Raw genomic sequence first — 23679 nt, 5'->3', positions numbered from 1 at the left:
CATGTCTGATATCCAGCGGATAAACCCCGACACGTTGCCGGATGCCGGCGCGATGGGCTATGCGCAGGTCACGACTTGTACGCCCGGGAAGATGGTTTTCATCTCCGGCCAGGTGGCCTGGACACCCGGCGGTGATCCGGCCCCCGACAATCTGGCCGAACAGGCGAAGATGGCGAGTAGCAATCTCGGCAAGGCCTTGGCATCGGCTGGCGCAGGACCGGAAAATATTGTGTCTGCGCGGGCGTTCATTGTCGATTATACCGAAGAAAAGGGTGCGGAAGCTTTCCCCGAGATACTGGCGTTTCTTGGCGGAAATCAAGTCGCGTTCACCCTGATCGGCTGTGCGGCGCTGGCTTCGCCTGATCTGATGATTGAAATAGAGGCCATTGCGGTTGTCTGATTCTGTTCCGGCGGCCAGCACAGATATTGTCGATCTCTGGGCTGGCGAGCATGACCTGCCGTCCTGGTTCACCGAAGCGCTCGACGTTCCGCGTGAGGAAGCCTTTGTCGAGGTGGGTGGGCAGAAGGTCCATTATTTCCGCTGGGGCAAACGCGGTAATCCGCCGCTGCTGTTAACGCATGGCTTTCTGGCCCATGCACGCTGCTTTGCATTTATCGCGCCCTTTCTCGCCGAGGATTATGACATTATCGTCTATGATCTGGCCGGCATGGGCGAAAGCGAGATCGGAACGGTATTTGAGGGAACCCAGCGCGCCGAAGACATGGTCGCACTGGCCGAGGCGCTCGACCTTTTTTCCGGTCCAGTGAAACCAAAGATCATTGCCCACAGCTTTGGGTCGGGCGTCGCTCTGACCGCTATGGAATTGGCGGGAGACAGGTTTGGTGGCCTGATAATCTGCGACCTCATGATCATGCGGCCGGAAAAGCTCGCTGCCCATTTCAAAGGCGGCGGCGGTCCTCCTGGCTCCGGAAAGACAGACCGGCCGACCAATGTCTATCCTGATTATGAGACGGCGCGTGGGCGCTTTATTCTTGCTCCGCCGCAGGATGTGCAGACACCGTTTCTGCTCGACTATATGGCTTATCACAGCATGCGACAGGTCGAAGGCGGTTGGACCTGGAAATTCAATCCCAAAGTTTTTCACCGCAGTGAAAATGATCAGGAAAAATGGAGGCAGGCACCTCAGCGGATTGTCGACCTGCCCCATCGGCTGGCCATTATCTATGGTGAGAATAGCCGGTTATTTGACGCCGACAGCGCTGCCTATCTGCGGGAACTGGGCGGCGATCATATCCCGATGATTGCGGTGCCCAAGGCGGAACATCATCTGATGCTCGATCAGCCGCTTGCATTTGTGGCGGCGCTGCGCTCTGTTCTGGCTTTGTGGGACGTTCCATAAACCAGAAAGAGGTCAAATCGTGAGCAGCACATCCACAGGTCGTATCGTCTCGGTGGTTCAGGCCGGATCCGATCCCTTTAATATGCCGGCGACGCTCGGTAAATTTGCAGAACTTTTGTCGGAAGCCAAAGCAGCCAAAAGTGATCTGGCTGTATTTCCCGAAGCTTTTGTTGGTGGTTATCCCAAGGGGGTAGATTTTGGCGTTCGGGTAGGATCGCGCAACGATGCCGGGCGGGAATTGTTCCGGCTCTATTCGGACAATGCAGTCGAACTGGGTTCGCCCGAATTTGAAGCGCTGAGCGAAGCGGTCGCCGCCAATGATATAGCCGTGGTCGTCGGAGTCATCGAGCGCAAAGGCGCGACTCTCTATTGCTCGACCTTCGGCTTTGAACGTGACGGCTCACTGCTTGGCGTCCACCGCAAGCTGGTTCCGACTGCGATGGAGCGGCTGATCTGGGGACAGGGTGACGGCAGCGACCTGCCGGTAATGGACAGCAGCGCCGGGCGATTGGTGAGCGCGATCTGCTGGGAAAACTACATGCCGCTGCTGCGGAGCTATTATTATGACGCGCAGCCTGATTTCTATTGTGTGTCGACCGTAGATGACCGGCCGGTATGGGTCCCGACGATGCAAACCATCGCACTGGAAGGCCGTTCCTTTGTCCTGTCTGCCTGCCAATATCTGGAACGCGCGCTGATCGGTTTAGGCGCAGAGCAATTTGATGCGGTCCAGGGCAATGACCCTGATACGGTTCTGATCAATGGAGGCAGCTGCATTATCGCGCCTTCGGGCGAAGTGGTCGCTGGGCCGGTATTCGGCGAAGAGACTTTGCTAACCGCTGAAATCGATTTGGACGACCGGACGCGCGGCAAGTTCGATATGGATGTAGCCGGTCATTATGCGCGGCCGGATGTGTTTGAGTTGAGCGTTAGTGTAGAGCGTCAGCGCAATGTCCGGAAAGATTGATCTTTGCTGTCAAACGTGATCTTTGTCGGTCGCAACTACAAAACGTCGGCGAAGCTTATTGCCAGATGAACAACGCGGTCTCCTCGCGACAATTTGATACAATAAACTCCAAATCCGACAAATCTCTGCGACGGTTTTTCGCCATAACTGTTTCCGACGCCGCAGTTGGCGCCGCGTAGAAGAGGAGTTTATGATGAAAAAGATTCTGATGATATTGGCTGCATCAACAATGGTCATATCGCCGATGGTAACCGCACAGGTTGAGGCCGCGACCCATAAGACAGTCAAGAAGACAGTGACGGTTAAAGACGGAAAGCGGGTCGTTACCAAGAAGACGACGGACAAAGGAAATAAGGCCAAGAAAGTTGTGCGCACAACCTATGTGCCAACCAAGCAGCGTTGGTCCAAAGGCCAGCGTTTTGATCGTCGCCATGCCGTGAACTACCGCGTGATAAACAATCCCCGCGCCTATCGTTTGGCAACCGCGCCGCGCGGTTATCGCTGGGTTCGGTCTGGCAATGATGCGATTTTGGTCGGTGTGACCAGTGGTATTATCGGAGCTGTGATTGGCAATGCTATATCGCGTTAATCGCAGCTACGGTCAGAAACAAGCATAAGCCTCTGGGATCGATCCCGGAGGCTTCATGCGTTCTTGATGGTTAGGCCGCCATCGACCGGGATAACGGCGCCGGTCAGGAAACTGGCGGCGGGTAGCACGCAGGACAAGGTCATGTGCGCAACTTCTTCCGAGATGGCATAGCGGCGCAGCGCTACCCGGCGTTTGGCGTAGATGGTCTTATGCTCTTCGGATATCGCGTCGGTAATACCGGTGCGGATCGGGCCGGGGCAGATGCAGTTCACGGTGATGCCTTCGCGGCCGAGATCGACCGCAAGGCCTTTGGTCAAACCAATTACGCCATGCTTGGCGGCGACATAAGGGCTGTTGCCCGGCGAGGCTCCCAGTCCCTCGGTTGACGCGATATTGACTATCCGGGGATGCTCGGCCTGCTTGAGATGAGGCAGGGCTGCGCGGATCATCCGCTGGTGAGCCGCCAGCATGACCGCCAGAGTCGGTTCCCAGCTGTCTTCGTAGCTTTCCTCGGCAACATCTGCCGGAATCGCGAATCCGGCATTGTTGACCAGAATATCAATACCATCAAAGGCCTGAGCGATATCGGCAACCACCGCCTTGATGATGTCAGGATTGCTGACATCCAGCGACCAGGCCTCTGCCGAGCCGCTATAACCGGCTGCCGCGATTTCCTCGACAACGGCGTCGCAACGCCCCTGATCGAGATCGGTTACGGCTACAATCGCACCTTCCGAGGCGAACAGATGCGCGGTCGCACGGCCCATGCCGCTGGCTGCCCCGGTGACGATTGCTTTCTTGCCGGCAATGGAGCGGCTCAGTTGCTGATAGGGCTCCACGATCAGGCGGCGAGAAAGCCTTTGAGGCGACCGTTGATAATCTCTTCTGCGTCTTTCATGATACCGTCGATCAACTCCTTACAGGTTGGAATATCATTGATCAGGCCAGCAACCATGCCGCAGCTCCAAGCACCGATGTCCATGTCGCCTTCCAGCATGATTTTAGGATAGACGCCCGCCACTTGCTCGATGACATCGGTAAATTGCAGATCGGCACCTTTTTCTTTCTCGATTTCCAGCAGCTGTTCGACCGCCGCATTGTTCAGCACACGCTCGGTATTGCGCAGTGGACGCATGACGAGGCGGGTGTCGAGCTCGCTGGCGGCAACGATGGCGTCTTTGACATTCTGGTGCACCGGCGCTTCTTTTGTCGCGATGAAACGGGTGCCCATGTTCATGCCCTCTGCACCCATGGCGAGTGATGCCACGAGCGAACGCGCATCAGCTTGACCGCCAGAAGAGACGAACGGGATATCCAGTTCATCGGCGGCGCGCGGCAGCAGGATCATGTTCGGAATATCGTCTTCACCGGGGTGGCCGCCGCATTCGAAACCATCAACGGAAACCGCGTCGCAGCCAATTTTCTGCGCTTTCAATGCATGGCGTACGGCGGTGCACTTGTGGATGACCTTAATGCCAGCGCCCTGCAATGCAGGCAGCACTTGCTGCGGATTGTTGCCCGCCGTCTCGACAACTTTGACGCCGCCGTCGATAATCGCCTTGACCATGCCCTCATAGTCCGGGGAATTGACCACCGGCAGGAAGGTCAGGTTCACACCAAATGGTTTGTCGGTCATATCGTTGCATTTGGCAATTTCGTTCGCCAGCGCTTCGGCAGAGGGTTGAGTGAGGGCGGTGATAATCCCGAGGCCACCGGCATTGGAAACCGCCGCTGCGAGTTCCGCAAATCCCACATAATGCATACCACCCTGAATGATCGGATGCTGGATGCCGAAAAGCTCTGTGATGCGTGTTTTCATGGGATTGGTCCTCTTGTAATGGAGTGATTGGAGACAGTAAGTCCTATATTGAGAATCGGTTTAATCGCGCGATTAACTAGCAATCCAGGCGCCGGTTGTCACGCCTTTCCAAATCTGGTCCGGTGACGTTACGGCAAGCTCTGCGCCGAGCGTTTTGGACCAGTGATGCTCATTGCCCAATGTGTCGCGCCAGGCCCATAGACGGCGGGTATAGTGATGCAGATCATATTCCTGCGTATAGCCCATAGCGCCATGCACCTGATGGAACGGCACGGTGACGGCTTCGACGCTGTGACCGATCTGGACTTTGGCAACCACCGCCTCATGCCATGCTTTTTCCGGATCATCGGCGCTGCGGGCCAGCGCGCTGGCGGCCTGTGTCGCGGCCATGGTCGCGGCGGCGCTTTCCGATGCGGCAACGGCGAGCTGATGCTGGATCGCCTGAAATTTCGACAATGGCCGGCCAAATTGTTCGCGGTCCGAGACATAGGCGATGGAAAGATTGAGCGCGGCTTCGATAGCGGAAGCCATTTGCACCGCACGGACAGTGAGGATCAACGCCTCGACGGCGCGGCGGGACAGGTTTGTCGCGGCGCTCGCAACGGGTGTCGCGGTGGAGAAGTCCAGACGCGTATCGCTATCGGGTGACAAGGCCTGCCCATCAGCCGCCGATGCGTCGGCGGTTTTGTAGAGGGCAATGGCGTTCTTGCTGGCATCATAGACGGCCACATGATCGGCTGTGCCTGCGAACGGGACGCTGGCAGCATTGCCGTCCAGAAGCGCGAACGTGGAAGCGCCATCGGGAATGGCGACGCCGGCTCGGTCGAGCAACCAGTTGGCGATCAATGTTTCTGCAAAGGGCACTGGTGAGGCTGCCTCTGCGGACACCCAGATGGCGCCGAAGACCTCATCATAGTCGGCACCAAAGCCGCCATTATCTTCGCTCACCCAAGCGAGCGGCAGCCCGTTTTCGGCGAGTGCATCCCATAAGGCTTGCGGATATTGGCCAGCCGCCGCCTCATGCGGTACTTCGCGCCCGCACAGGTCGGTGTAAATCTTCGCTGCGGTTTCAGCAACCATGCCTTCTGTATTGATCATCAGCGCTACCCTTATCTCAGGCCCAATTGCCGCGCGGTAATGCCGCGCATGACTTCGGTTGTACCGCCGCGTAACGTATTCGGCGGGGACCGCAATATGCCGATATTGAGGATACGCCGCATTTCATCGCTCCACTCGTCCTCCGGCAGATCGTTGAGCAAAGCCCGCACTTGCAGGGTGAGGTCATTCTCCAATCGGTTGCCAAGATCCTTGACCAAGGCAGCCTCGGTTTCCGGCGATACGCCTTGATGCAGCAGATTGGCGATGCCCCAGGACATGCCGCGCAAGGTGCGCAAATTCGCGATCAGCTTGCCGAGACGCGCCTGAGAATCCGATCCCAGCTTGCCCTGCAATTGATGGAGCGCTGTTTCCAGCGTGATGTAGCTCGACAAAAACCGCTCCGGCCCAGAGCGTTCCATCGCCAGCTCGCCGGTCACCTGTTTCCAGCCGCCGCCTTCTTCGCCGAGCAGGCAGTCATCCGGCACGATCACATCTTCAAAATAGACTTCGTTGAAATGCGCATCGCCGGAAAGATCAGTAATCGGTTTGATCGTGACGCCGGGAAGGCTGAGATCAATCATGATTTGCGAGAGACCAACATGCCGGTTGCGGCCATCGGCTGGCGAGGTGCGCAAAATGGCCACCATATAATGCGAAATATGCGCGCCGGAGGACCAGATTTTCTGGCCGTTGATTTTCCAGCCGCCTTCTACTTTTTCGGCCTTGGTTTTGACATTGGCGAGATCGGAACCGGCGCCGGGCTCGGAAAGCCCAATGGCGAAATAGCATTCCCCCGCGGCAATGCGCGGCAGGATATCGCGCTTCTGCTCCTCGGTTCCATGTTCGATCAGCATCGGCGCATGTTGCCGGTCGGCAATCCAGTGCGCGCCGACTGGAGCGCCCGCGCGCAAGGTTTCCTCGGTCACGATATAGCGTTCCAGCGCCGTCTTGTCGTGGCCGCCATATTGGCTCGACCAGGTCAGCCCAATCCAGCCCCGCTTGCCCATTTTCTTGGAAAATTCGGGATCGGAAGAGGCCATCCAGCATTCCGGCTCTGGGCGAAAATTACCGGCCTCCCGCTCTTCTCTCAGAAAGGCCTGCAATTCAGCACGCAATTCTTCAAGGGCCGGATCAGGCTGGATAACAGGGAAATTGAAACGCTGCATCTAAAAATGCCTCTGGGTTAAAATTCAGGGTGTCACGATATTGAATTGTGGATCGACCGGGTCGAGCGCACCGAACATCGCCGCCATCAAGCCGACATTGCCCAATACTCTCATATTGCCCGAGACGATCAATTCCCGCGGCGTGATTTCCCGCATCAGCAGCCGGGTAAAGTCCGTACGGGTTACAGTGATTTGGGCGATTGAGCGATCCGTCGTGCCGTCGCGCGGGAACATAACGCTTTTGCCGAGATCAACATTCACAGCCTCGCCGCGATCCGGAAAAGTGAACTGGATGATACCACCGGCATTGTTCATCCGCGCCGGATTGAAACGTGCTGCCAGCGCATCAAACAGGTCAACTGCCGGAATGCTGTTCAACACCCGTGCATTGTTGGTCGCAACAACCTCGCCGCGGTCATTGCCCTCGCGCAGCTCTTTCGCACCCGACAGATAAATGTTGCGCCATGTGCCTGCCTCGGCTTGAAAACCAAGTTGCTCATAGGTGGAAGCGAGCCATTTCTTGGCCGTTTCATTGGTGGGATCAGCAAAAACAATATGATTGAAGACTGTGGCAGCCCAACGATAATCCCCATTTGCAAAGGCGCGTTCCCCAACGGACTGGGCTTTGGGAGAACCGCCCATGGCCGCGACATATTTTTGCGACGCTTCCACCGGTGGCAATTCATGATAATGGGCCGGAACCCCATCCCACCAACCGAAATAGCGCTGATAGACGGCTTTTGAGTTATGATTGAGCGTGCCATAATAATCGCGCACGCCAAAATCAGTAGCGGCGAAGTGAGGCTCGCCAATATTCTCGGCAATTTCGTGCATCGTCGCACCCTGATTGGCCTGCCGCAGAGTTTGATCGTGGACATAGCGATATAGACCGCGCTGATTTTTCAGCGCATTCTCAACATTCTCGCTCCCCCAGATCGGCCAGTGATGGCTGGCGAGCAGCACCTCAGACTTTTCGCCATATTTGGCGAGCATGGCATCAATGACCTTACTCCATTTCAACGTGTCCCGCACCAAGGCTCCGCGCGGCGTCAGCACATTGTGGAAATTGCGTGTCACCACCTCTGCCGTGTGCAAGGCCTTAAACTCGGGAAGGTAAAAGACCAGCTCGGCCGGCGCTTCTGTCTCACCAGCGTCCATAAATTCAAAGGTGATGCCATCAATGGTGAGGGTCTCGCCGTCCTTGCTGATGGTCTTGGTCGGCGGCACCAGTGACAGGTCGCCTTTCGACAAATATTGGCCCAGACCGGTGCCGACATGACCAGCTTCACCGACCGGCAAGTTGGTTCCGAACTGAAATTGAACCCGGCGGTTCATGGTGGTTCCGGCCAGGACATTCTCACCGATGGATTCGCGCAGGAAACCATGCGGCGCGATAATCTGCACCTTGCCATATTGTAGCTCTTCAGCAGAGACGACCCCGCTGACGCCGCCGAAATGGTCGCCATGGCTATGCGTGAAAATCACGGCCTGAACCGGGCGCTGTCCCAGCGTTTCGTTGGCCAGCGCCAAAGCGGCTTTAGCCGGTGCTGGCGTCGTGAGCGGATCGACGACAATCCAACCGGTCTTGCCCGCGATCAGCGTCATTTGCGCCAGATCATAGCCGCGCAACTGATAGATGCCTTCCTGCACCTTGAACAATCCGTGGATGCTGTTCAGCTTGCCCTGGCGCCAGAGTGACGGGTTGACGGTATCGGGGGCCACGTCTTTGATAAAATCAAACTGCCCGACCTCCCACGCCACCGATCCGTCTTCATTCAGGATCTGGGCGTCTTCAATTTTGGCCAGAAAGCCGCGATTGGCATTGTCGAAATCGGTCTGGTCAGCCAGTGGCAAGCGTGCGGCGACCCTTGCGTTGGCCGCTTTTGTCGCGGCGGTCGCAACGCCCTCCGGTGGCGTATAGGCTGGTGGAGTGTCGACTGGCTGGGTGTTGGCTTGTGGTTGGCCAGCGGCCATCAACAAGGGTGCCGTTGCCAGCGCCAATATCATTCGTTTATTCATTTCAGTTCCCCCGCAAATATTTCGGTGCCCCTGCCTATGCAGGGGTACGAAGCGAACAATATCACCCTACTGCCCCTTGAACACTGGTTTGCGTTTCTCAAGGATCGCATCAATCGCTTCTTGATGATCGTCAAGCTGTTGCAATACGCCTTGGAATAAAGCCGCCTGATCGAGATTTTCTTTCAGCGTCACACTCTGCGCGGTGCGCACTAATTCCTTGGTTTTGCGGATCGCCAATGGCGGTAAAGCGACGACTTGTTCAGCCAGTTCATAAGCGCGTTTGAGCAAATCATCATTCGCCACAACCTCTGATACTAGGCCATAATCAAGCGCTGTATGCGCGTCGATAAACTCGCCGGTAAACAGCATCTGGTTCGCCCGCGCCTGACCGATGATGCGCGGCAATAGCCATGCGCCGCCATCGCCCGGGATGATACCGACGCGCAGGAAGCTCTCGGCAAAAATCGCATCTTCGCCCGCAATACGGATATCGCACATGGTGGTCAGGTCATTGCCAGCACCAATCGCGTGGCCATTGACAGCTGCGATGACTGGAACCGAAATCTCGGCCATAGTCAGCGGGATGCGCTGGATGCCGGTACGATACCATTCTTCAATCTGCATGGGCGTCATATTCTGCTCGGCGGTCATTGCCTTGATCTCATGCAGATTGCCGCCGGAGGAAAAGCTTTTGCCGTTGGCGGCGAGTACGACGCAGCTGACGCCCTTGTCAGCATCGGCTTTTTTCATCGCCTCCACCAGCGCAGAGCAAAGATCGGTCGACAGCGCGTTGCGCGTCTCCGGCTTATTCAACGTAATGGTGACCACGCGGTCTTGCTTGTCATAGAGAACGACATCGCTCATAATTTTCCCACCTGTTTATTTGGCCTGAATCACTATATCTCTTCGCTCATCCATTGCAGGCCCGCCCGGCTTCTGCAAGAGAGGGATCGGATGGAACCGAATAAGCTATTGTTATGAAACCCCGCCGAAACTCTGTTCACAATCATCATGAAACTGGCTTCACGCTGGTGGAACTCATGATTGTATTAGTGATTTTGGGGTTGATGGCGTCGATTGTGGTGTTGTCTTTCCCGGATGGCAGCAATGATCTGGAACAAGATGCACAGAAATTTGCGGCCCGCACGGCGGCGCTGCGTGACAATGCGATATTGCAGTCTCGCCCGATGGCGGTGCAGGTCACGCCCTCCGGCTATAGCTTTCTGGAGCGTCGCAAAGGCGCGTGGTCGGTGATGGAGGATAAACCCTTTCGGTCGACCAACTGGTCTAACGGAGTGACCGCAGAAGTCGGTGAGGCCGGCCCTCTGCTGATCAGTTTTGAAAGCACTGGTTTGCCGAGCGACCGCGCCGACGTTCGCCTGAACTACAAAGATTTTGCGCGCGATATCGTGATCGCACCGATGGGGGACGTGCAATTGGCCGGTGCGGAACAAACGCCATGAGCCTTTTAAGAAAACGGGCAAGCGAACGCGGCTTCACACTCATTGAAATGCTGGTGGCACTGTCAGTGTTCAGCCTCGCCGCGCTCGCGCTGATCCGGCTGCAAGGCTATACCACCCGTAATGCTGCGGAGCTGGAGCTGCGGGTGGTCGCCCAATCGGTTGTCCGCAACCGGGCGGTGGAAATACTCACCGATCCGCGCCCGCCGAGCCTGGGTGAAAGCAGCGGCGAGGAAGAAAATGGCGGTCTCAATTGGACTTGGACACAAAGCGCGCGCCTGACCGAAGAGGGAAATTTCGTGCAGGTTGATATCACCACACAGGAAAAGGTTAGCGGCGCGCCGGCTACGCTAACGATATTGCGGCCAGCGGGTATCGTGCTTGATGTGCCCGAACCAGTGCAGCCACCAAATAACTAACGGCGTTTGAAAGACCCATTTAACGAAACACAACCGTGCGATTGCCGTTGAGCAAGATGCGGTGTTCACCCGCCCATTTGACCGCCTTGGCCAGAACCTGCGCCTCGATATCGCGGCCAATGCGGATCATTTCCTCAACACTCGCCCGGTGATCCACGCGCTCCACCGCTTGCTCGATAATCGGCCCTTCGTCGAGATCAGCGCTGACAAAATGGGCGGTGGCCCCAATAAGCTTTACCCCGCGTTCGTGGGCGCGGTGATAAGGTTTGGCGCCTTTGAATCCCGGCAGAAAGCTGTGATGGATATTAATGCAGCGTCCGGCGAGTTTGGTGCTCAGATCTTCGGATAATATCTGCATATAGCGCGCGAGGATTAGATAGTCGGCTTGTCCTGCGGCCATCACATCCAATATGGCTTGTTCCTGTTCCACGCGATTGTCGCTGGTGACCGGGAGGTGGTGAAATTTCACATCATGCCATTCGGTCAGGTCGCGCAGGCTTTCGTGATTGCTGATCACGCCCGCAATATTCACCGGCAATCCACCGGTTTTCCAACGATGCAGCAAGTCATTGAGGCAATGGCTGCCCTTCGATACTGCGATAACAATATTGGGTTTCGCCGCTCCGCTGACCAAGGTCCAGTCGAGCGCATAGCGGGTGCCGACCACTGAAAACTGCTCGGTCAGGGCGTCAAGGCTATCCGGAAACTTGCCTCCAGCGCCCTGAAACGCAACGCGCATGAAAAAGCGGCCCAGCTCCAGATCGGCATATTGCTGACTGTCGATAATGAAGCCCTCATGTTCTGCAAGAAAACCGGTGACGCCTGCAACCAGGCCGACGCGGCCCTCTGCGGTGAGGGTCAAAATATAGTTTTCGATCATGACATAAACGCCTTTTCTGCTTTTAATTGGCGTAATCTTACCCATTTGAAAAGCGGGATTTCCCCTTGTGCTGATTTCTCCAGCGATTAGAAGCCTCAACAAGAGACCCGAAAGACAGGACGCAATATGAGTGAAGACGAGTCATGGGATTTGGATGATTTGCCGGAAGGTGAGGATTCACAACTCGAATGGTGGGATTTTGACGACCGGGCTGAAATGATTGAAGCCGTCGTCGGCGATATCAAATTCATCATCGAAAGCGCACTTGATGCGCGCGGTGAGGCCTTGCTGGCATTGCCGGTCAGCGATGAAGCGATGCCGGTGCTAGAGGCGCTCGCGGAACAGCAGATTAAATGGAAATATGTCACGATCATACCGACCGACGATTATCTGGTACCGGTTGATGATCCGCGCAGTCATGTCAAAACCCTCGCGCAACTGTTTATGACGCGCGGTGCCCGGGTTCTGCCAATTGCGACCGAGAATGATGATTATCATCTCGCCGGTGGTGCGGCCGATGCGCGGTTGCAGGATACCAAATGGCCGCCAGATCTCATCTGGCTCGGCATGGGTGAGGATGGCAGCACCGCTGGTCTGGTCGAAAGCGCTGATCTCGAAGAAGCGCTGGAAGGACCGAAAGAGAAACGCGCTGTCGGCATCATGCCTGACAATGGCGATACGCCGCTGGTCACAATCACCAAGGCTGCGATTTGTGAGGCACGGACAGTGTTGGTACTGCTCAACGGCGCCGGATCGCAAATGTATCTGGAGCAGGCCATTGGCGAGGGTGCAGGCAGCATGGCGTCGATTGGTCGTGTCTTTGCGGACCTCAGCGTGCCTGTGGATATATATGTGGAGAATTAGGGGGTTATTCTTTTCGTCTATGGACAGACGGTCAGACAATCCATTGATTTAACTGCGCGCTTAAACCATGGTGGGGAAAATGCGAATCGCCATGCCTGAAAGAGGCAAAGGCGGTCGCCTCAAATGGAGAGACGCAACCAATGCATCCTTATCTGCATGCCCAGGAAAATCCCGACAAAGCCGCGGTCATCATGGCCAGCACTGGCGCCGTTGAAACTTACCGTGAGCTAGACAAAGCGACCAACCGCATGGCGCAGCTATTCCGTAGTCAGGGCCTGAATATCGGCGATACGGTGGCGGTCTTTCTGGACAATCACCCGAATTTTTTTGATTTCGCGTGGGGTGCGCAGCGTGCGGGCCTCTATTATGTCGCGATTCCCAGCCGGCTGACGGCAGAGGAAGCCTCTTATATTTTGAGCGATAGCGGGGCGTCGCTATTGGTGAGTTCCGACGCGAAAATGGATGTGCTCGACGAACTGAGAACCCGCAATCCGGACGTGAAGCAATATGTTTATGGTGCAGAGGATGATCGCGCCATGGAGCCCGCTTTGGCGGCCATGCCGGATACGCCAATTGCCGACGAGCGCCATGGCACTGATATGCTCTATAGCTCGGGAACAACTGGACGGCCCAAAGGCGTACGTATTCCGTTTCCGGAAAGTGAAGATATTGCCGCGCCTAATGCGTTGGTGATGATGGCACAAGGCGCTTTCGGCTTTCAACCCGGCTGCACCTATTTATCACCTGCACCGCTTTATCACGCCGCGCCGCTGCGCTGGTGCATGACCGTCCACAAGATGGGCGGCACTGTCATTGTGATGGAAAAATTCGACCCCGAAAATGCACTCTCCTTGATTGAGAAATATAAGGTGGATGTCAGCCAGTGGGTGCCTACGCATTTCAGTCGGATGTTGAAATTGCCTGAAGAGACGCGTACAAAATATGACGTCTCCAGCCTCACATGTGCGGTCCATGCCGCAGCCCCGTGCCCCATTCCGGTGAAGGAAAAAATGATCGAATGGTGGGGCCCCATAATCCGCGAATATTATGCAGGATCAGAGGGTAATGGCTTTACCTTCATCAATTCCGAAGACTGGCTGGAGCATAAAGGCTCGGTCGGCAAGGCGCTTCTCGGCATAGTCCATATTTGCGATGAGAATGATGACGAAGTGCCGGTTGGTGAAGAAGGGCAAATCTATTTTGAAGGCGGTGCGCCGGTCAAATATCATAATGATCCGGAGAAAACCAAAGCCGCGCATAACAAACATGGCTGGACCTCGCTGGGCGATGTCGGGAAAGTCGATGAAGATGGGTTCCTATACCTGACTGACCGAAAGAGCTTTATGATCATTTCCGGCGGTGTGAATATCTATCCTCAGGAGATCGAAAATCTGCTGGTCACCCATCCGAAAATCATTGATGCGGCCGTCATCGGCGCGCCAGATGAGGATATGGGGGAGAAGGTTGTTGCTGTCGTCCAACCCGCGGACATGGCAGAGGCGGGTGATGCCTTTGCCCAGGAACTGGAAGCCTATTTGCGGCAGACATTGTCCGGCGTCAAAGTTCCGCGCCAGATCGATTTTCGCGCCGAATTGCCGCGGGTGGCGACCGGCAAACTCTACAAACGCCTGCTCCGTGATGAATATTGGGGCAAGACCGGCAGCAAGATTGTTTAGGCCGAACGCATGAGTCACGAGGCCATCGTCAATGCCACAATACGCCCCGAGCAACCGGTGGACCAAAAGGCGATATATGATCTCACTCGGCGCGCTTTTGAACCTATGCCTTTTGCGGGCGGCAATGAACAGGATTTGATCAACGCATTGCGGGAGGCCGGGGCACTCGTCATTTCTCTCGTCGCGGAACAGCAAGGACAGGTCGTCGGCCATATCGCTTTTTCACCGGCTTTTCCAAGTGACAGGAAAGCGGGTTGGTATGCCTTGGGGCCGGTTGCCGTCGAGCCGTCTTTACAAAAACAGGGTATCGGCAGGCAGCTAATAGCGGAGGGCATTACCCTGCTTGAAGCACGCCAAGCGCAGGGCTGCGTTCTCGTTGGCAATATAGACTATTATAAAAAGTTTGGATTTAAGCCATTTCCGCACCTGGCGCCGCAGGGTGAGCCCGCAGATAATTATATGATTCTACCACTCCATATACGCGCGCCGGATGTGGTTGTCGGCTTTCACCCGCTTTTTCACGATATATAGACAAGTGAAGGAATATCATCATGGCTATTGCAGATAGTGCGCAACGCGCTCCAGCGGAAATCGCCGCCGCCGTTATTGACCCTGTCGCCTATGCCGAATGGGATGGCCTGCTAGACAAATTTGATGTGTTGCGCCGGGACATGCCGGTTGCGCGGATCGAAAATGGCGAGCTGCATGATCCGTTCTGGCTGGTCACCGGCTATGATGATGTTATGCGGATTAGCAAAGATAATAAGACGTTCCTCAACAGCCCGCGCGGCGTGGTGTTTGGGTTTCGCGAAGGTGAGGAAATTGTCAAAGCAGTGACAGGCGGCAGCCCGCATCTGGTCAATTCGCTGGTTGCGCTAGACGCCCCGATCCATCCGAAATATCGCCGACTGACCCAGGAATGGTTCATGCCGAAAAACCTCAAGCAGCTGGAAGGGGAGATTAGCGCGCTGGCCAAGACCACGGTCGATCGGTTGGTGGAGGCAGGGCCGGAAGCGGATTTTGTCCCGCTGGTAGCGTCGCCTTACCCGCTCCACGTTATCATGCAGATATTGGGCGTTCCGGAGGCGGATGAACAGCGCATGCTGTTCCTGACTCAGCAAATGTTTGGCGGGCAGGATGAGGATCTCAACAAGACTGGCATGGCGAATATGACGGCCGAACAGATCACCCAATTGGTCATCGGAGCGGTCGCCGATTTCGAAACCTATTTCGCCAAAATAACCGAAGAAAAGCGCGCCAATCCCACCGATGATGTCGCCAGCGTGATTGCCAATGCCAAGGTCGATGGCGAATATCTCAGCGACCGCGATATGGCTGGCTATTATATCATCGTGGCGTCGGCCGGGCATGATACGACATCGGCATCCACAGCGGGTGCAATGATGGCGCTGGCGCAGGATCCGGAACAGTTTGCGCGGCTCAAAGCCGACCGTGATCTGCTGCCCGGCATTGTCGAGGAAGCGATCCGCTGGACCTCACCGGTGCAGCATTTCATGCGCACCGCGGCGGAAGATGTCGAGGTTGGCGGGGTGCATATTAAAGAGGGCGACTGGTTGATGATCAACTATGTCGCGGCCAATCATGATGACCGCGTGTTCGACAATCCGCGCAAATTTGATGCCGCCCGTTCGCCCAACCGCCATCTGGCTTTTGGTGCCGGCGCGCATCAATGTCTGGGCCTGCACATGGCACGGATGGAAATGAAGATCCTGTTCAATGAACTGCTCGACCGGATTGAAACGGTCGAACTAGCGGGAGAACCCCAGAGGGCGAAATCGAGTTTTGTCGGTGGGCTCAAAACGCTACCACTTAGATATACTCTATCAAAATGACAGGCGCGGATAGACTTGTAATAGGCTAAACACACACAAAATAGACACAACACGGCAAAATCCCAAAGGAGAGCAACATGGTTACCCAATATAAGAATCTCATCAACGGCGAGATGATCAGCACGTCCGACATGCTGGATGTGGTCAACCCGGCCAATGAAGAAGTTATCGGCCAGGTGCCGTCCTGCGGCGAAGCGGAGCTTAATCAGGCGGTAGCCGCTGCCCGTGCTGCTTTTCTAGCATGGAGCAAGAAGTCCATAGAGGACCGCCGCGCGGTGGTTCAGGCTATTTCTGCGACGATCAAGGAAAATAGCGACGAGCTATTCCGCTTGCTGACCGCTGAGCAGGGCAAACCCCATGCACAGGCGCAGGGCGAGATTATGGGCGCGTCGATGATGGCAGGCGCGCAATCGACGCTCGACCTTGATGACGAGATTAATGAAGATAGTGAAGAGCGGCTCAGCCGCACACGCCGCGTTCCGGTCGGCGTGGTTGGCGGCATCGTGCCGTGGAACTTCCCGGTGATGATGGCGGTGCAGAAAATCGCGCCCGCACTCTTGTCCGGTTGCACGATTGTCCTGAAGCCGTCTCCGTTTACCCCGCTGACGACATTGCGGCTGGCGGAATTGATCAAAGATGTTGCGCCCGCAGGCGTCGTTAACATCATTACCGGTGAAGATAGCCTTGGGCCACTCATTACCGGTCACCCGGATATCGACAAGATTACGTTCACCGGCTCGACCGCGACTGGTAAGAAAATCATGGAAGGCGCTTCCAAGGATCTCAAACGGATCACTTTGGAGCTGGGCGGCAATGATGCTTCCATCGTCTTGCCGGATGCCAATGTTGAAAAGGTTGCCGAGCAACTTTTCTGGTCAAGCTTCACCAACGCTGGTCAAATCTGCGTCGCGGCAAAACGCATCTATATCCACGAAGATATTTATGACGAACTGAGCGCGGCCATTGCCGAATATGCCAAGCATGTGAAAGTCGGTGACGGCGCGCAGCAGGGTACAGCGGTCGGACCAATTCAGAACAAGAAGCAATATGACCGTGTCATTGAGCTGGTTCAGGATGCCAAGGATAATGGCTATAAATTCCTCGTCGGCGGAGACCATGACCCCGATGTACCGGGCTATTACATGCCAATCACGATCCTCGACAATCCGCCGGAAGATGCGCGGATTGTGGCCGAAGAGCAATTTGGTCCAGTCATGCCGCTGATGAAATTCAGCACCGAAGACGAAGTGATCCAGCGCGCAAATGACAGCGAATATGGTCTGGCTGGTGCGGTGTGGACCGCCAATCCCGACAAGGGCGTCGAGATTGCCGAGCAGCTGGAAACTGGCACTGTGTGGGTCAACGAATTCCTCCACCTCTCGCCATTTGCTCCATTCGGCGGCCACAAACAGTCCGGCTTTGGCGCGGAATATGGCAAGGAAGGCCTGCTGGAATTCACCTATCCACAGGTAATCACGGTCAAGAAAGATAACGTGCCTGCCTAAGGCCCCTACCTAAAAGGCGGGTTATGATCGAACAAAGCCGGTTATCACTATTGTGATGATCGGCTTTTTCATTTGACGCTAGGGCGGCGCAGGTTTAATCGTTCAGTTAAATTTTGGATTCTCAAACAGTTTTAAGGAGCAGGAAGATGGCAGAAGCCTATATTGTAGATGCAGTGCGGACCGCAGGTGGCCGCCGGGGCGGCCGACTGGCTGGCGTACACCCGGTTGATCTCGGCGCAGCGACGCTGGACGCGATTGCCGACCGCAATGATTTTGATGCGGCGGCCATTGAAGATGTTATCACCGGCTGCGTTATGCAGGGCGGTGAGCAATCCGGTGACGTTGGCCGCAACAGCGTATTGGCTTCGAAACTGCCTGACAGCATTCCGTCGGTTTCGATTGACCGTCAATGTGGCTCGTCGCAACAATCCATCCAGTTTGCGGCACAAGGCGTGATGTCCGGTACGCAGGACATGGTGCTGGCGCATGGTATTGAGAGCATGACGCGCGTGCCAATGGGTTCGACCTTCAAGCTGTTTAAAGACGCAGGTCTCGGCACCAACAAGAGTGAGCGGCTTGAAGAAGCCTATCCCGGCGTGCAGTTCAGCCAGTTCATGGGCGCGGAAATGCTGGTGAAAAAGCATGGTTTTAACCGCGATGATCTCGATGCTTTCGCGCTGGAAAGTCACCAGAAGGCGATTGCCGCGACCGAATCCGGTGCGTTTGAAAATGAAATTGTCGCTGTGAAAGTGGAAACACCCGAAGGCGAAGAAATGCACAAGGTCGACGAAGGCATTCGCTTTGACGCCAGCATGGAAAGCATTGGCGGCGTGAAAGTCCTGCAAGAAGGCGGCGCGATTACCGCGGCCAATGCCAGCCAGATTTGTGATGGTTCCAGTGCGGTTCTGGTCTGTTCCGAACAGGCTCTGAAAGACCATGGCCTGACGCCGCGTGCAAAGATCGTCAACTTGACCGTGACCGCCGGTGATCCGGTGATCATGCTCGAGGAGCCGCTGTTCGCCACGGATCGCGCGTTGCAGCGTGCGGGCATGAACATAGGCGACATTGATCTCTATGAGGTCAACGAAGCTTTCGCGCCAGTGCCGCTCGCCTGGCTGAAACATACCGGTGCGGACCGCAGCAAGATCAACGTCCATGGCGGCGCGATTGCTCTGGGCCACCCGCTTGGCGCATCTGGCACGAAGCTCATGGCGACCTTGCTCAACGCGATGGAAAATCGCGGTTCCAAATATGGTCTGCAAACCATGTGCGAAGGCGGCGGTCAGGCCAATGTCACCATCATCGAACGTTTGAATTAACCAACAATACCCGTCATCCCAGCGAAAGCTGGGATCTCCTGAAGGTCGCCAATATACTGGAGGAGATTCCAGCTTTCGCTGGAATGACGATCAAAATAAATAGGAAAGACTTAATATGGAACTCAACAACACAATGTCGGCCGTCGTAACGGGCGGTGCCTCTGGTCTCGGCGCAGCGACGGCAAGGCGCTTGGCGGAAAAAGGCGTCAAAGTCGCCTTGTTCGACCTGAACGAAGAAAAGGGCGAGGCGCTGGCCGCTGAACTGGGCGGTGTTTTCTGCAAGGTTAATGTGACCGAAGACGACAGCGTTGACGCCGGCTTTGAAAAGGCGCGTGCCGCCATTGGTCAGGAGCGCATTCTAGTCAATTGCGCCGGTATCGGTAACGCGATCAAAACCGCCAAGCGCAGCCGTGAAGATGGCTCGATCAGCCATTTTCCCCTGGATGCGTTTAACTTCGTGATTCAGGTCAATCTGGTCGGCACCTTCCGCTGCATCGCGAAATCGGCGGCTGGCATGCTGACGCTTGACCCGCTTGACGACAATGGCGAGCGCGGCGCGATGGTCAACACGGCTTCGGTTGCGGCTGAAGATGGTCAAATGGGTCAGGCCGCCTATTCCGCTTCCAAAGGCGGCGTGGTTGGCATGACCCTTCCGATTGCACGCGATCTGATGGCCGAAGGCATAAGGGTGAACACGATCCTGCCAGGTATTTTCGACACGCCGCTGCTCGCTGGCGCGCCGGATAAAGTGCGCGATGCATTGTCTGCATCCGTACCGTTCCCGAAGCGTCTCGGTCAGCCTGACGAATATGCAAAGCTCGCCATGTGCATGATCGAAACCGGCTATTTCAACGGTGAAGACGTGCGGCTTGATGGCGCGATCCGTATGGCACCACGGTAATCTAAAAACCCCTCCTGCTCTTGTGGGAGGGGTTTGATATAACAGGATCCTCCCCATGACCTACACCCAGATCAAATATGACGTCGCCGACAATATCGCGACGATCACGATCAACCGTCCGGATAAAATGAACGCCTTCACCAATACGATGTTGAAGGAAATGTGCGACGCATTTGATCAAATTGATGCGGATGACGATGTCCGCGCAGTGGTCGTGACGGGGTCCGGGGATCGCGCTTTTTGTGCCGGTGCTGACCTGACACCCGAAGGCGGGGCAAAGCCCTTTGCCAGCAGCGAACCGGTGGACGATTATTCCGATCCGCGGGTGCGCGATGGCGGCGGCAAGCTCACCTTGCGCATCTACCAATGTTTGAAACCTGTGATTGCCGCGGTCAATGGGGCTGCGGTTGGTGTGGGCGCAACGATGCAGCTCCCAATGGATATTCGCCTTGCCAGTGACGCCGCGCGTTTCGGTTTTGTCTTTGCCCGGCGCGGTATTGCACCTGATGCGGCGGCAAGCTGGTTCTTGCCGCATATTGTCGGGCGGCCGCAGGCGCTGGAATGGTGCATGACCGGACGCGTGTTCAATGCACAGGAAGCCCTCGACGGCGGCCTGATCCGCTCGATCCACAAGCCTGACGAGCTGCTCTCTGCGGCTTATGCGCTGGCCCGGGAAATTGTCGACAATACCGCGCCTGTGTCGATAGCGCTCACCCGCCAGATGCTGTGGCAAATACCGTGTGCCGATCACCCGATGGAGGCTCACAAGATTGACAGCCGGCTTATCTATAACCGCGCCAAATCGGACGATGCCGCCGAAGGCATAGCCAGCTTTCTGGAGAAACGCGATCCGGCCTATCCGGACAAAGTGTCGACCAATATGCCAGACACCTTCCCTTGGTGGGACGAACCTGTTTATAAGTAATCACTTGAGTTGCGGCCCGCGTCGGTAAAGGGTCGCCGAGTGAGGGGAAATAACATGAGCGCCGAAAATCAGGCCGACAAAAACGGGGATATGGACGGCGCCAGCGCGCGCGGAAAACTGATCGAGACAGCCAGTCTGATCATGCGCGAAGGCGATACGATCGATATATCTTTTAGTGAGCTATCTGTCCGGTCGGGCCTCAACAGCGCGCTGGTCAAATATTATTTCGGCAATAAAGACGGCTTGCTCGAAGCGATTCTCGAACGTGATATGACCAAGATTGTCGAGGATGTCGGGCTTTTAATCGCCAAGGATATGCCGCCCGAAGACAAGCTGCGCCATCATATCGGCGCGGTCATCGACACCTATTATAAATATCCCTATATCCACCGCCTGACGATGCGCCTGATCCGCGACTTGCCACCCGAAGGCGCGCGCGATATCGCCAATAAATATCTGAAACCGCTGTCAGAAGCTTATGGGATATTTGTCGGCGACGGCATCAAAACCGGCGTGTTCCGTGATCTCGACCCCGACCTGTTCTATTCTGCCGTGACTGGTGCTGCCGACCGTTTCTTCACCGGAAAGCTAGTCTGGAAATATTGCTATGGCCGCGATGATTTCGACGAAAAAATGCGCGATGCCTATCGGGAACAGACGGTCGATCTGGTGATGGCCGGGATATTGGCACGGTAGTTTCCGGTATCGTGTCTGCTAAGGTGCGGCATGGGGTGTTAGAGCAGGACTTTTTTGATCGTCCAGTTTGTTCATTTGCCGACATTCGACGATCATGATACTACACCTTTCGATAATTTAAGGACATATTGGAATGAGAATGGTTGGCGCAATGGTCGCGCTCATAGTGGCAGCGAGCGCTTCAAATGCTGAAGCGAGAGACATTGTTGCGGCTGCGGCGAACGCAATCGTTGCGCAAGATGCCGACACTTTGAAATCTATGCGTTTCGATGCCTATGGACTGGATCGCAAACCTTTGTCAGTAAATGGCCTGCTGGAACGCATCTCCCAATGCCGTAGATTTGGCCACACTGATTGGGGACTCCAACCAAATCCCCGAGAAATTCACTTTGACTGTGACGAAAGCCAGGAAGTTCAAGGTCCATGTGAGGACAATATTCTGATTGTTGCGCTGGATCGCGCTACGTCACCTCATGTATTCGCGCAGCTAAGGTTTAAGCGGCTCCAAACCAGCGCGTGCGCTCTGCCCCAGGTCCCGGCTCCATAAAGCCCTGACGATAGCTGACAATATTCCCATAGACGGCATGCTCAAAACAAAGTTACCGCCCCGGCATCGGGTGCAACATCGTCAGGAATTTAAGCTCCGTTCCGGCACGGCGATGCTCGGACAGTGCCTGATAGTCGGGATCATTATACCAGGCCGTTGCCGCTTCTGCGTTCGGGAATTTGAACAGGACCACGCGTCCTTCCGGTGGCGCGCTGCCTTCGAAGGTGGTGCTGTCGTCATCAAGGGTGATGAACGTCCCGCGATGTCTTTTCAGGATCGGGAAAAAGCCTTTTTCATAGATGCGATATGTCTCTGCATCATGGACGGTGAAATTGGCCATGACGTGAACCGGTGCTGTGTCGCTCATGATGCGTCATCCGCTTTCGGCAATCCGACTGCGTTTCTTATCTCGTCATTATCCGCGCCCAGTGTCGGCGGGTCGGCATAGACATTGGCGGGGCTGGCGGAATAGTGAACGGGGTGTTTGATTGAGCGATATTTGCCGATCTTCTCGCCTTCGCGCTCGGTCCAGAAACCGACTTGCTGAAGATGCGGATCTTTCAGCACATCAGTCATCTGGTTATAACGCATGGCCGGAATATTATGCTCGTCGAGCAGTTCCAGCCACTCGTTGGTCGTCTTGGTTGAGGCGATTTCTTCGATCAGGGCGTAGAGCGCAGTGATGTTCTTGGTGCGCTCCGAATAGGTTGCGAAACGCGGTTCATCAAAGACACCCGGTTTGCCGCCCAGTTCAAAGAAGGTTTCCCATTGGCCATCGCTATAGGGGACCAGGCCGATATAACCGTCTTTGGTAGGATAAGGCTTGCGATTAGGATTGATCGAGCGCGTGTAGGCGAGCTTGCCATTGCCGGGAATGAAGGTTTCACCCCACAGGTTTTCAACCATGTTGAACCAGGTAAAGGCTTCGAACATCGGCACTTGCACAAACTGGCCCTCGCCGGTTTTTTCCTTGTGATACATGGCCGCGAGCGTCGCGTTTACGGCGAACAGGCCAATGGTTTTGTCGGCGACCAGTGACGGCATGTAAAGCGGTCGTCCGCTGTCACCCCGCATCTCAAACAGCGAAGCAAAACCCGAAGAGCATTGAATGAGATCATCATAAGCTTGCCGGTGCGAATAGTCGCCGCCCTGACCAAAACCGGCACAATGGACATAGACAATACCCGGATTAATTGCCTTCACCGCTTCATAGTCGAGGCCAAGCCGCTCCATCCCGGCGAGACGCACATTGTGGAAAAACACATCGGCATGTTTGAGCAGCTCGACTATCACTGCCTTGTCGGCCTCTTCCTTGGCATTCAGCGTGATCGATTTCTTGTTGCGGTTGAGCGAGGTGAAAATCGGTCCCAGATCACCGGTTGGGCTATCACCGGCATGACGCATCATGTCGCCGGGAAATTTGCCGCTGTCATTTTCGACCTTGATAACCTCTGCGCCCATGTCGGCAAAATTGAGTGTTGCAAAAGGCCCCAGAACGACGGTGGACATGTCCAATATTTTGAGGCCCTTTAGCGGCCCCGTTGGTTCAACATCCCATTTTAGTTCCGGCCATCCGCTCATCTATCTGTCCTCAATTTATTAGGTGCATGAATAT

24 protein-coding genes are annotated in these 23679 nt (G+C 55.6%); 15 read left to right on the top strand and 9 right to left on the bottom strand.

All coding sequences use genetic code 11. The features are described 5' to 3' along the window. The first annotated feature begins 1 nt into the window (after nt 1). The 4 genes from J4G78_RS09885 to J4G78_RS09870 all read left to right on the top strand — a co-directional run bounded on the left by J4G78_RS09885 (nt 2) and on the right by J4G78_RS09870 (nt 2917). Complete coding sequence (locus J4G78_RS09885) at nt 2–400, top strand: RidA family protein (protein ID WP_207986430.1); 399 nt, start codon at nt 2–4, stop codon at nt 398–400. Next, complete coding sequence (locus tag J4G78_RS09880) at nt 393–1361, top strand: alpha/beta fold hydrolase (protein ID WP_243457046.1); 969 nt, start codon at nt 393–395, stop codon at nt 1359–1361. The genes J4G78_RS09885 and J4G78_RS09880 overlap by 8 nt, the downstream gene beginning before the upstream one ends. A 19-nt stretch (nt 1362–1380) precedes the next feature. Continuing rightward, the gene (locus tag J4G78_RS09875) at nt 1381–2328 is read left to right on the top strand and encodes a carbon-nitrogen hydrolase family protein (protein ID WP_243457045.1); all 948 of its coding nucleotides are present in this window, start codon (nt 1381–1383) and stop codon (nt 2326–2328) included. Nucleotides 2329–2518: 190 nt separating this feature from the next. Next, the gene (locus J4G78_RS09870) at nt 2519–2917 is read left to right on the top strand and encodes an RcnB family protein (RefSeq protein ID WP_207986428.1); all 399 of its coding nucleotides are present in this window, start codon (nt 2519–2521) and stop codon (nt 2915–2917) included. Between the two features lie 53 nt (nt 2918–2970). Here J4G78_RS09870 and J4G78_RS09865 read toward each other — a convergent pair whose 3' ends face one another. The 6 genes from J4G78_RS09865 to J4G78_RS09840 form a co-directional block, all read right to left on the bottom strand. Next, on the bottom strand, nt 2971–3756 hold the full coding sequence (locus J4G78_RS09865) for an SDR family NAD(P)-dependent oxidoreductase (RefSeq protein ID WP_207986427.1): 786 nt from the start codon (nt 3754–3756) through the stop codon (nt 2971–2973). A 2-nt stretch (nt 3757–3758) separates the two neighbouring features. Then, complete coding sequence (locus tag J4G78_RS09860; RefSeq protein ID WP_207986426.1) at nt 3759–4736, bottom strand: NAD(P)H-dependent flavin oxidoreductase; 978 nt, start codon at nt 4734–4736, stop codon at nt 3759–3761. Nucleotides 4737–4808: 72 nt separating this feature from the next. Then, nucleotides 4809–5834, bottom strand: a complete 1026-nt coding sequence (locus J4G78_RS09855) for an acyl-CoA dehydrogenase family protein (RefSeq protein ID WP_207986425.1) — start codon at nt 5832–5834, stop codon at nt 4809–4811. 11 nt (nt 5835–5845) lie between these two features. Beyond that, nucleotides 5846–7000, bottom strand: coding sequence for an acyl-CoA dehydrogenase family protein (locus J4G78_RS09850; RefSeq protein WP_207986424.1), 1155 nt, complete (start codon nt 6998–7000; stop codon nt 5846–5848). Between the two features lie 24 nt (nt 7001–7024). Continuing rightward, a complete protein-coding gene (locus J4G78_RS09845) occupies nt 7025–9019 on the bottom strand; it encodes an alkyl/aryl-sulfatase (protein ID WP_207986423.1) in 1995 nt (664 codons plus the stop codon). Nucleotides 9020–9085: 66 nt separating this feature from the next. Beyond that, nucleotides 9086–9883, bottom strand: a complete 798-nt coding sequence (locus J4G78_RS09840) for an enoyl-CoA hydratase-related protein (protein WP_207986422.1) — start codon at nt 9881–9883, stop codon at nt 9086–9088. Nucleotides 9884–9996: 113 nt separating this feature from the next. Here J4G78_RS09840 and gspH point away from each other — a divergent pair, with 113 nt between their 5' ends. Next, entirely contained in the window at nt 9997–10482 is a 486-nt protein-coding gene (gspH, locus tag J4G78_RS09835) for a type II secretion system minor pseudopilin GspH (protein WP_207986421.1), read from the top strand. Further along, on the top strand, nt 10479–10898 hold the full coding sequence (gene gspI, locus J4G78_RS09830) for a type II secretion system minor pseudopilin GspI (protein ID WP_207986420.1): 420 nt from the start codon (nt 10479–10481) through the stop codon (nt 10896–10898). The genes gspH and gspI overlap by 4 nt, the downstream gene beginning before the upstream one ends. Nucleotides 10899–10917: 19 nt before the next feature. On the opposite strand, the gene purU is transcribed toward gspI, so the two are convergent. Further along, nucleotides 10918–11778, bottom strand: coding sequence for a formyltetrahydrofolate deformylase (purU, locus tag J4G78_RS09825; protein ID WP_207986419.1), 861 nt, complete (start codon nt 11776–11778; stop codon nt 10918–10920). A gap of 126 nt (nt 11779–11904) precedes the next feature. On the opposite strand from purU, the gene J4G78_RS09820 reads away from it, so the two are divergent. The 9 genes from J4G78_RS09820 (at nt 11905) to J4G78_RS09780 (ending at nt 21517) form a co-directional block, all read left to right on the top strand. Next, complete coding sequence (locus J4G78_RS09820; RefSeq protein WP_207986418.1) at nt 11905–12642, top strand: 6-phosphogluconolactonase; 738 nt, start codon at nt 11905–11907, stop codon at nt 12640–12642. Between the two features lie 140 nt (nt 12643–12782). Then, on the top strand, nt 12783–14318 hold the full coding sequence (locus J4G78_RS09815) for an acyl-CoA synthetase (RefSeq protein WP_207986417.1): 1536 nt from the start codon (nt 12783–12785) through the stop codon (nt 14316–14318). 9 nt (nt 14319–14327) lie between these two features. Then, the gene (locus J4G78_RS09810) at nt 14328–14849 is read left to right on the top strand and encodes a GNAT family N-acetyltransferase (RefSeq protein ID WP_207986416.1); all 522 of its coding nucleotides are present in this window, start codon (nt 14328–14330) and stop codon (nt 14847–14849) included. Between the two features lie 20 nt (nt 14850–14869). Then, nucleotides 14870–16171, top strand: a complete 1302-nt coding sequence (locus tag J4G78_RS09805) for a cytochrome P450 (protein ID WP_207986415.1) — start codon at nt 14870–14872, stop codon at nt 16169–16171. Nucleotides 16172–16248: 77 nt separating this feature from the next. Beyond that, nucleotides 16249–17676 carry an aldehyde dehydrogenase family protein gene (locus J4G78_RS09800; RefSeq protein WP_207986414.1) on the top strand — a complete coding sequence of 476 codons (1428 nt, stop codon included), beginning with the start codon at nt 16249–16251 and terminating at the stop codon, nt 17674–17676. A gap of 146 nt (nt 17677–17822) precedes the next feature. Then, nucleotides 17823–18995, top strand: a complete 1173-nt coding sequence (locus J4G78_RS09795) for an acetyl-CoA C-acetyltransferase (RefSeq protein WP_207986413.1) — start codon at nt 17823–17825, stop codon at nt 18993–18995. 115 nt (nt 18996–19110) lie between these two features. Beyond that, on the top strand, nt 19111–19896 hold the full coding sequence (locus J4G78_RS09790) for an SDR family NAD(P)-dependent oxidoreductase (RefSeq protein ID WP_207986412.1): 786 nt from the start codon (nt 19111–19113) through the stop codon (nt 19894–19896). A 55-nt stretch (nt 19897–19951) separates the two neighbouring features. Next, nucleotides 19952–20821: a crotonase/enoyl-CoA hydratase family protein gene (locus J4G78_RS09785; protein ID WP_207986411.1), complete on the top strand. Its 870-nt coding sequence runs from the start codon at nt 19952–19954 to the stop codon at nt 20819–20821. 54 nt (nt 20822–20875) lie between these two features. Further along, nucleotides 20876–21517: a TetR/AcrR family transcriptional regulator gene (locus J4G78_RS09780; RefSeq protein WP_207986410.1), complete on the top strand. Its 642-nt coding sequence runs from the start codon at nt 20876–20878 to the stop codon at nt 21515–21517. 599 nt (nt 21518–22116) lie between these two features. Here J4G78_RS09780 and J4G78_RS09775 read toward each other — a convergent pair. Continuing rightward, the gene (locus J4G78_RS09775) at nt 22117–22431 is read right to left on the bottom strand and encodes a DUF1330 domain-containing protein (protein ID WP_207986409.1); all 315 of its coding nucleotides are present in this window, start codon (nt 22429–22431) and stop codon (nt 22117–22119) included. After that, nucleotides 22428–23645, bottom strand: coding sequence for a CaiB/BaiF CoA transferase family protein (locus J4G78_RS09770; protein ID WP_207986408.1), 1218 nt, complete (start codon nt 23643–23645; stop codon nt 22428–22430). The genes J4G78_RS09775 and J4G78_RS09770 overlap by 4 nt, the downstream gene beginning before the upstream one ends. Nucleotides 23646–23679 lie beyond the last annotated feature (34 nt).

The organism is Parasphingorhabdus cellanae (genome assembly GCF_017498565.1).
GTDB lineage: Bacteria > Pseudomonadota > Alphaproteobacteria > Sphingomonadales > Sphingomonadaceae > Parasphingorhabdus > Parasphingorhabdus cellanae.
The sequence above is the reverse complement of the archived record's forward strand: the minus strand, read 5'-3'. Positions and strand labels throughout refer to the sequence as shown.

Excerpts from the sequence above, each read along its gene's own strand:
- J4G78_RS09885 (WP_207986430.1), top strand. The coding sequence starts at position 2 with ATGTCTGATATCCAGCGGATAAACCCCGACACGTTGCCGGATGCCGGC.
- J4G78_RS09870 (WP_207986428.1), top strand. The coding sequence starts at position 2,519 with ATGATGAAAAAGATTCTGATGATATTGGCTGCATCAACAATGGTCATA.
- J4G78_RS09860 (WP_207986426.1), bottom strand. The coding sequence starts at position 4,736 with ATGAAAACACGCATCACAGAGCTTTTCGGCATCCAGCATCCGATCATT.
- J4G78_RS09855 (WP_207986425.1), bottom strand. The coding sequence starts at position 5,834 with ATGATCAATACAGAAGGCATGGTTGCTGAAACCGCAGCGAAGATTTAC.
- J4G78_RS09850 (WP_207986424.1), bottom strand. The coding sequence starts at position 7,000 with ATGCAGCGTTTCAATTTCCCTGTTATCCAGCCTGATCCGGCCCTTGAA.
- J4G78_RS09845 (WP_207986423.1), bottom strand. The coding sequence starts at position 9,019 with ATGAATAAACGAATGATATTGGCGCTGGCAACGGCACCCTTGTTGATG.
- J4G78_RS09840 (WP_207986422.1), bottom strand. The coding sequence starts at position 9,883 with ATGAGCGATGTCGTTCTCTATGACAAGCAAGACCGCGTGGTCACCATT.
- gspH (WP_207986421.1), top strand. The coding sequence starts at position 9,997 with ATGAAACCCCGCCGAAACTCTGTTCACAATCATCATGAAACTGGCTTC.
- gspI (WP_207986420.1), top strand. The coding sequence starts at position 10,479 with ATGAGCCTTTTAAGAAAACGGGCAAGCGAACGCGGCTTCACACTCATT.
- purU (WP_207986419.1), bottom strand. The coding sequence starts at position 11,778 with ATGATCGAAAACTATATTTTGACCCTCACCGCAGAGGGCCGCGTCGGC.
- J4G78_RS09820 (WP_207986418.1), top strand. The coding sequence starts at position 11,905 with ATGAGTGAAGACGAGTCATGGGATTTGGATGATTTGCCGGAAGGTGAG.
- J4G78_RS09815 (WP_207986417.1), top strand. The coding sequence starts at position 12,783 with ATGCATCCTTATCTGCATGCCCAGGAAAATCCCGACAAAGCCGCGGTC.
- J4G78_RS09810 (WP_207986416.1), top strand. The coding sequence starts at position 14,328 with ATGAGTCACGAGGCCATCGTCAATGCCACAATACGCCCCGAGCAACCG.
- J4G78_RS09805 (WP_207986415.1), top strand. The coding sequence starts at position 14,870 with ATGGCTATTGCAGATAGTGCGCAACGCGCTCCAGCGGAAATCGCCGCC.
- J4G78_RS09800 (WP_207986414.1), top strand. The coding sequence starts at position 16,249 with ATGGTTACCCAATATAAGAATCTCATCAACGGCGAGATGATCAGCACG.
- J4G78_RS09795 (WP_207986413.1), top strand. The coding sequence starts at position 17,823 with ATGGCAGAAGCCTATATTGTAGATGCAGTGCGGACCGCAGGTGGCCGC.
- J4G78_RS09790 (WP_207986412.1), top strand. The coding sequence starts at position 19,111 with ATGGAACTCAACAACACAATGTCGGCCGTCGTAACGGGCGGTGCCTCT.
- J4G78_RS09785 (WP_207986411.1), top strand. The coding sequence starts at position 19,952 with ATGACCTACACCCAGATCAAATATGACGTCGCCGACAATATCGCGACG.
- J4G78_RS09780 (WP_207986410.1), top strand. The coding sequence starts at position 20,876 with ATGAGCGCCGAAAATCAGGCCGACAAAAACGGGGATATGGACGGCGCC.
- J4G78_RS09775 (WP_207986409.1), bottom strand. The coding sequence starts at position 22,431 with ATGAGCGACACAGCACCGGTTCACGTCATGGCCAATTTCACCGTCCAT.
- J4G78_RS09770 (WP_207986408.1), bottom strand. The coding sequence starts at position 23,645 with ATGAGCGGATGGCCGGAACTAAAATGGGATGTTGAACCAACGGGGCCG.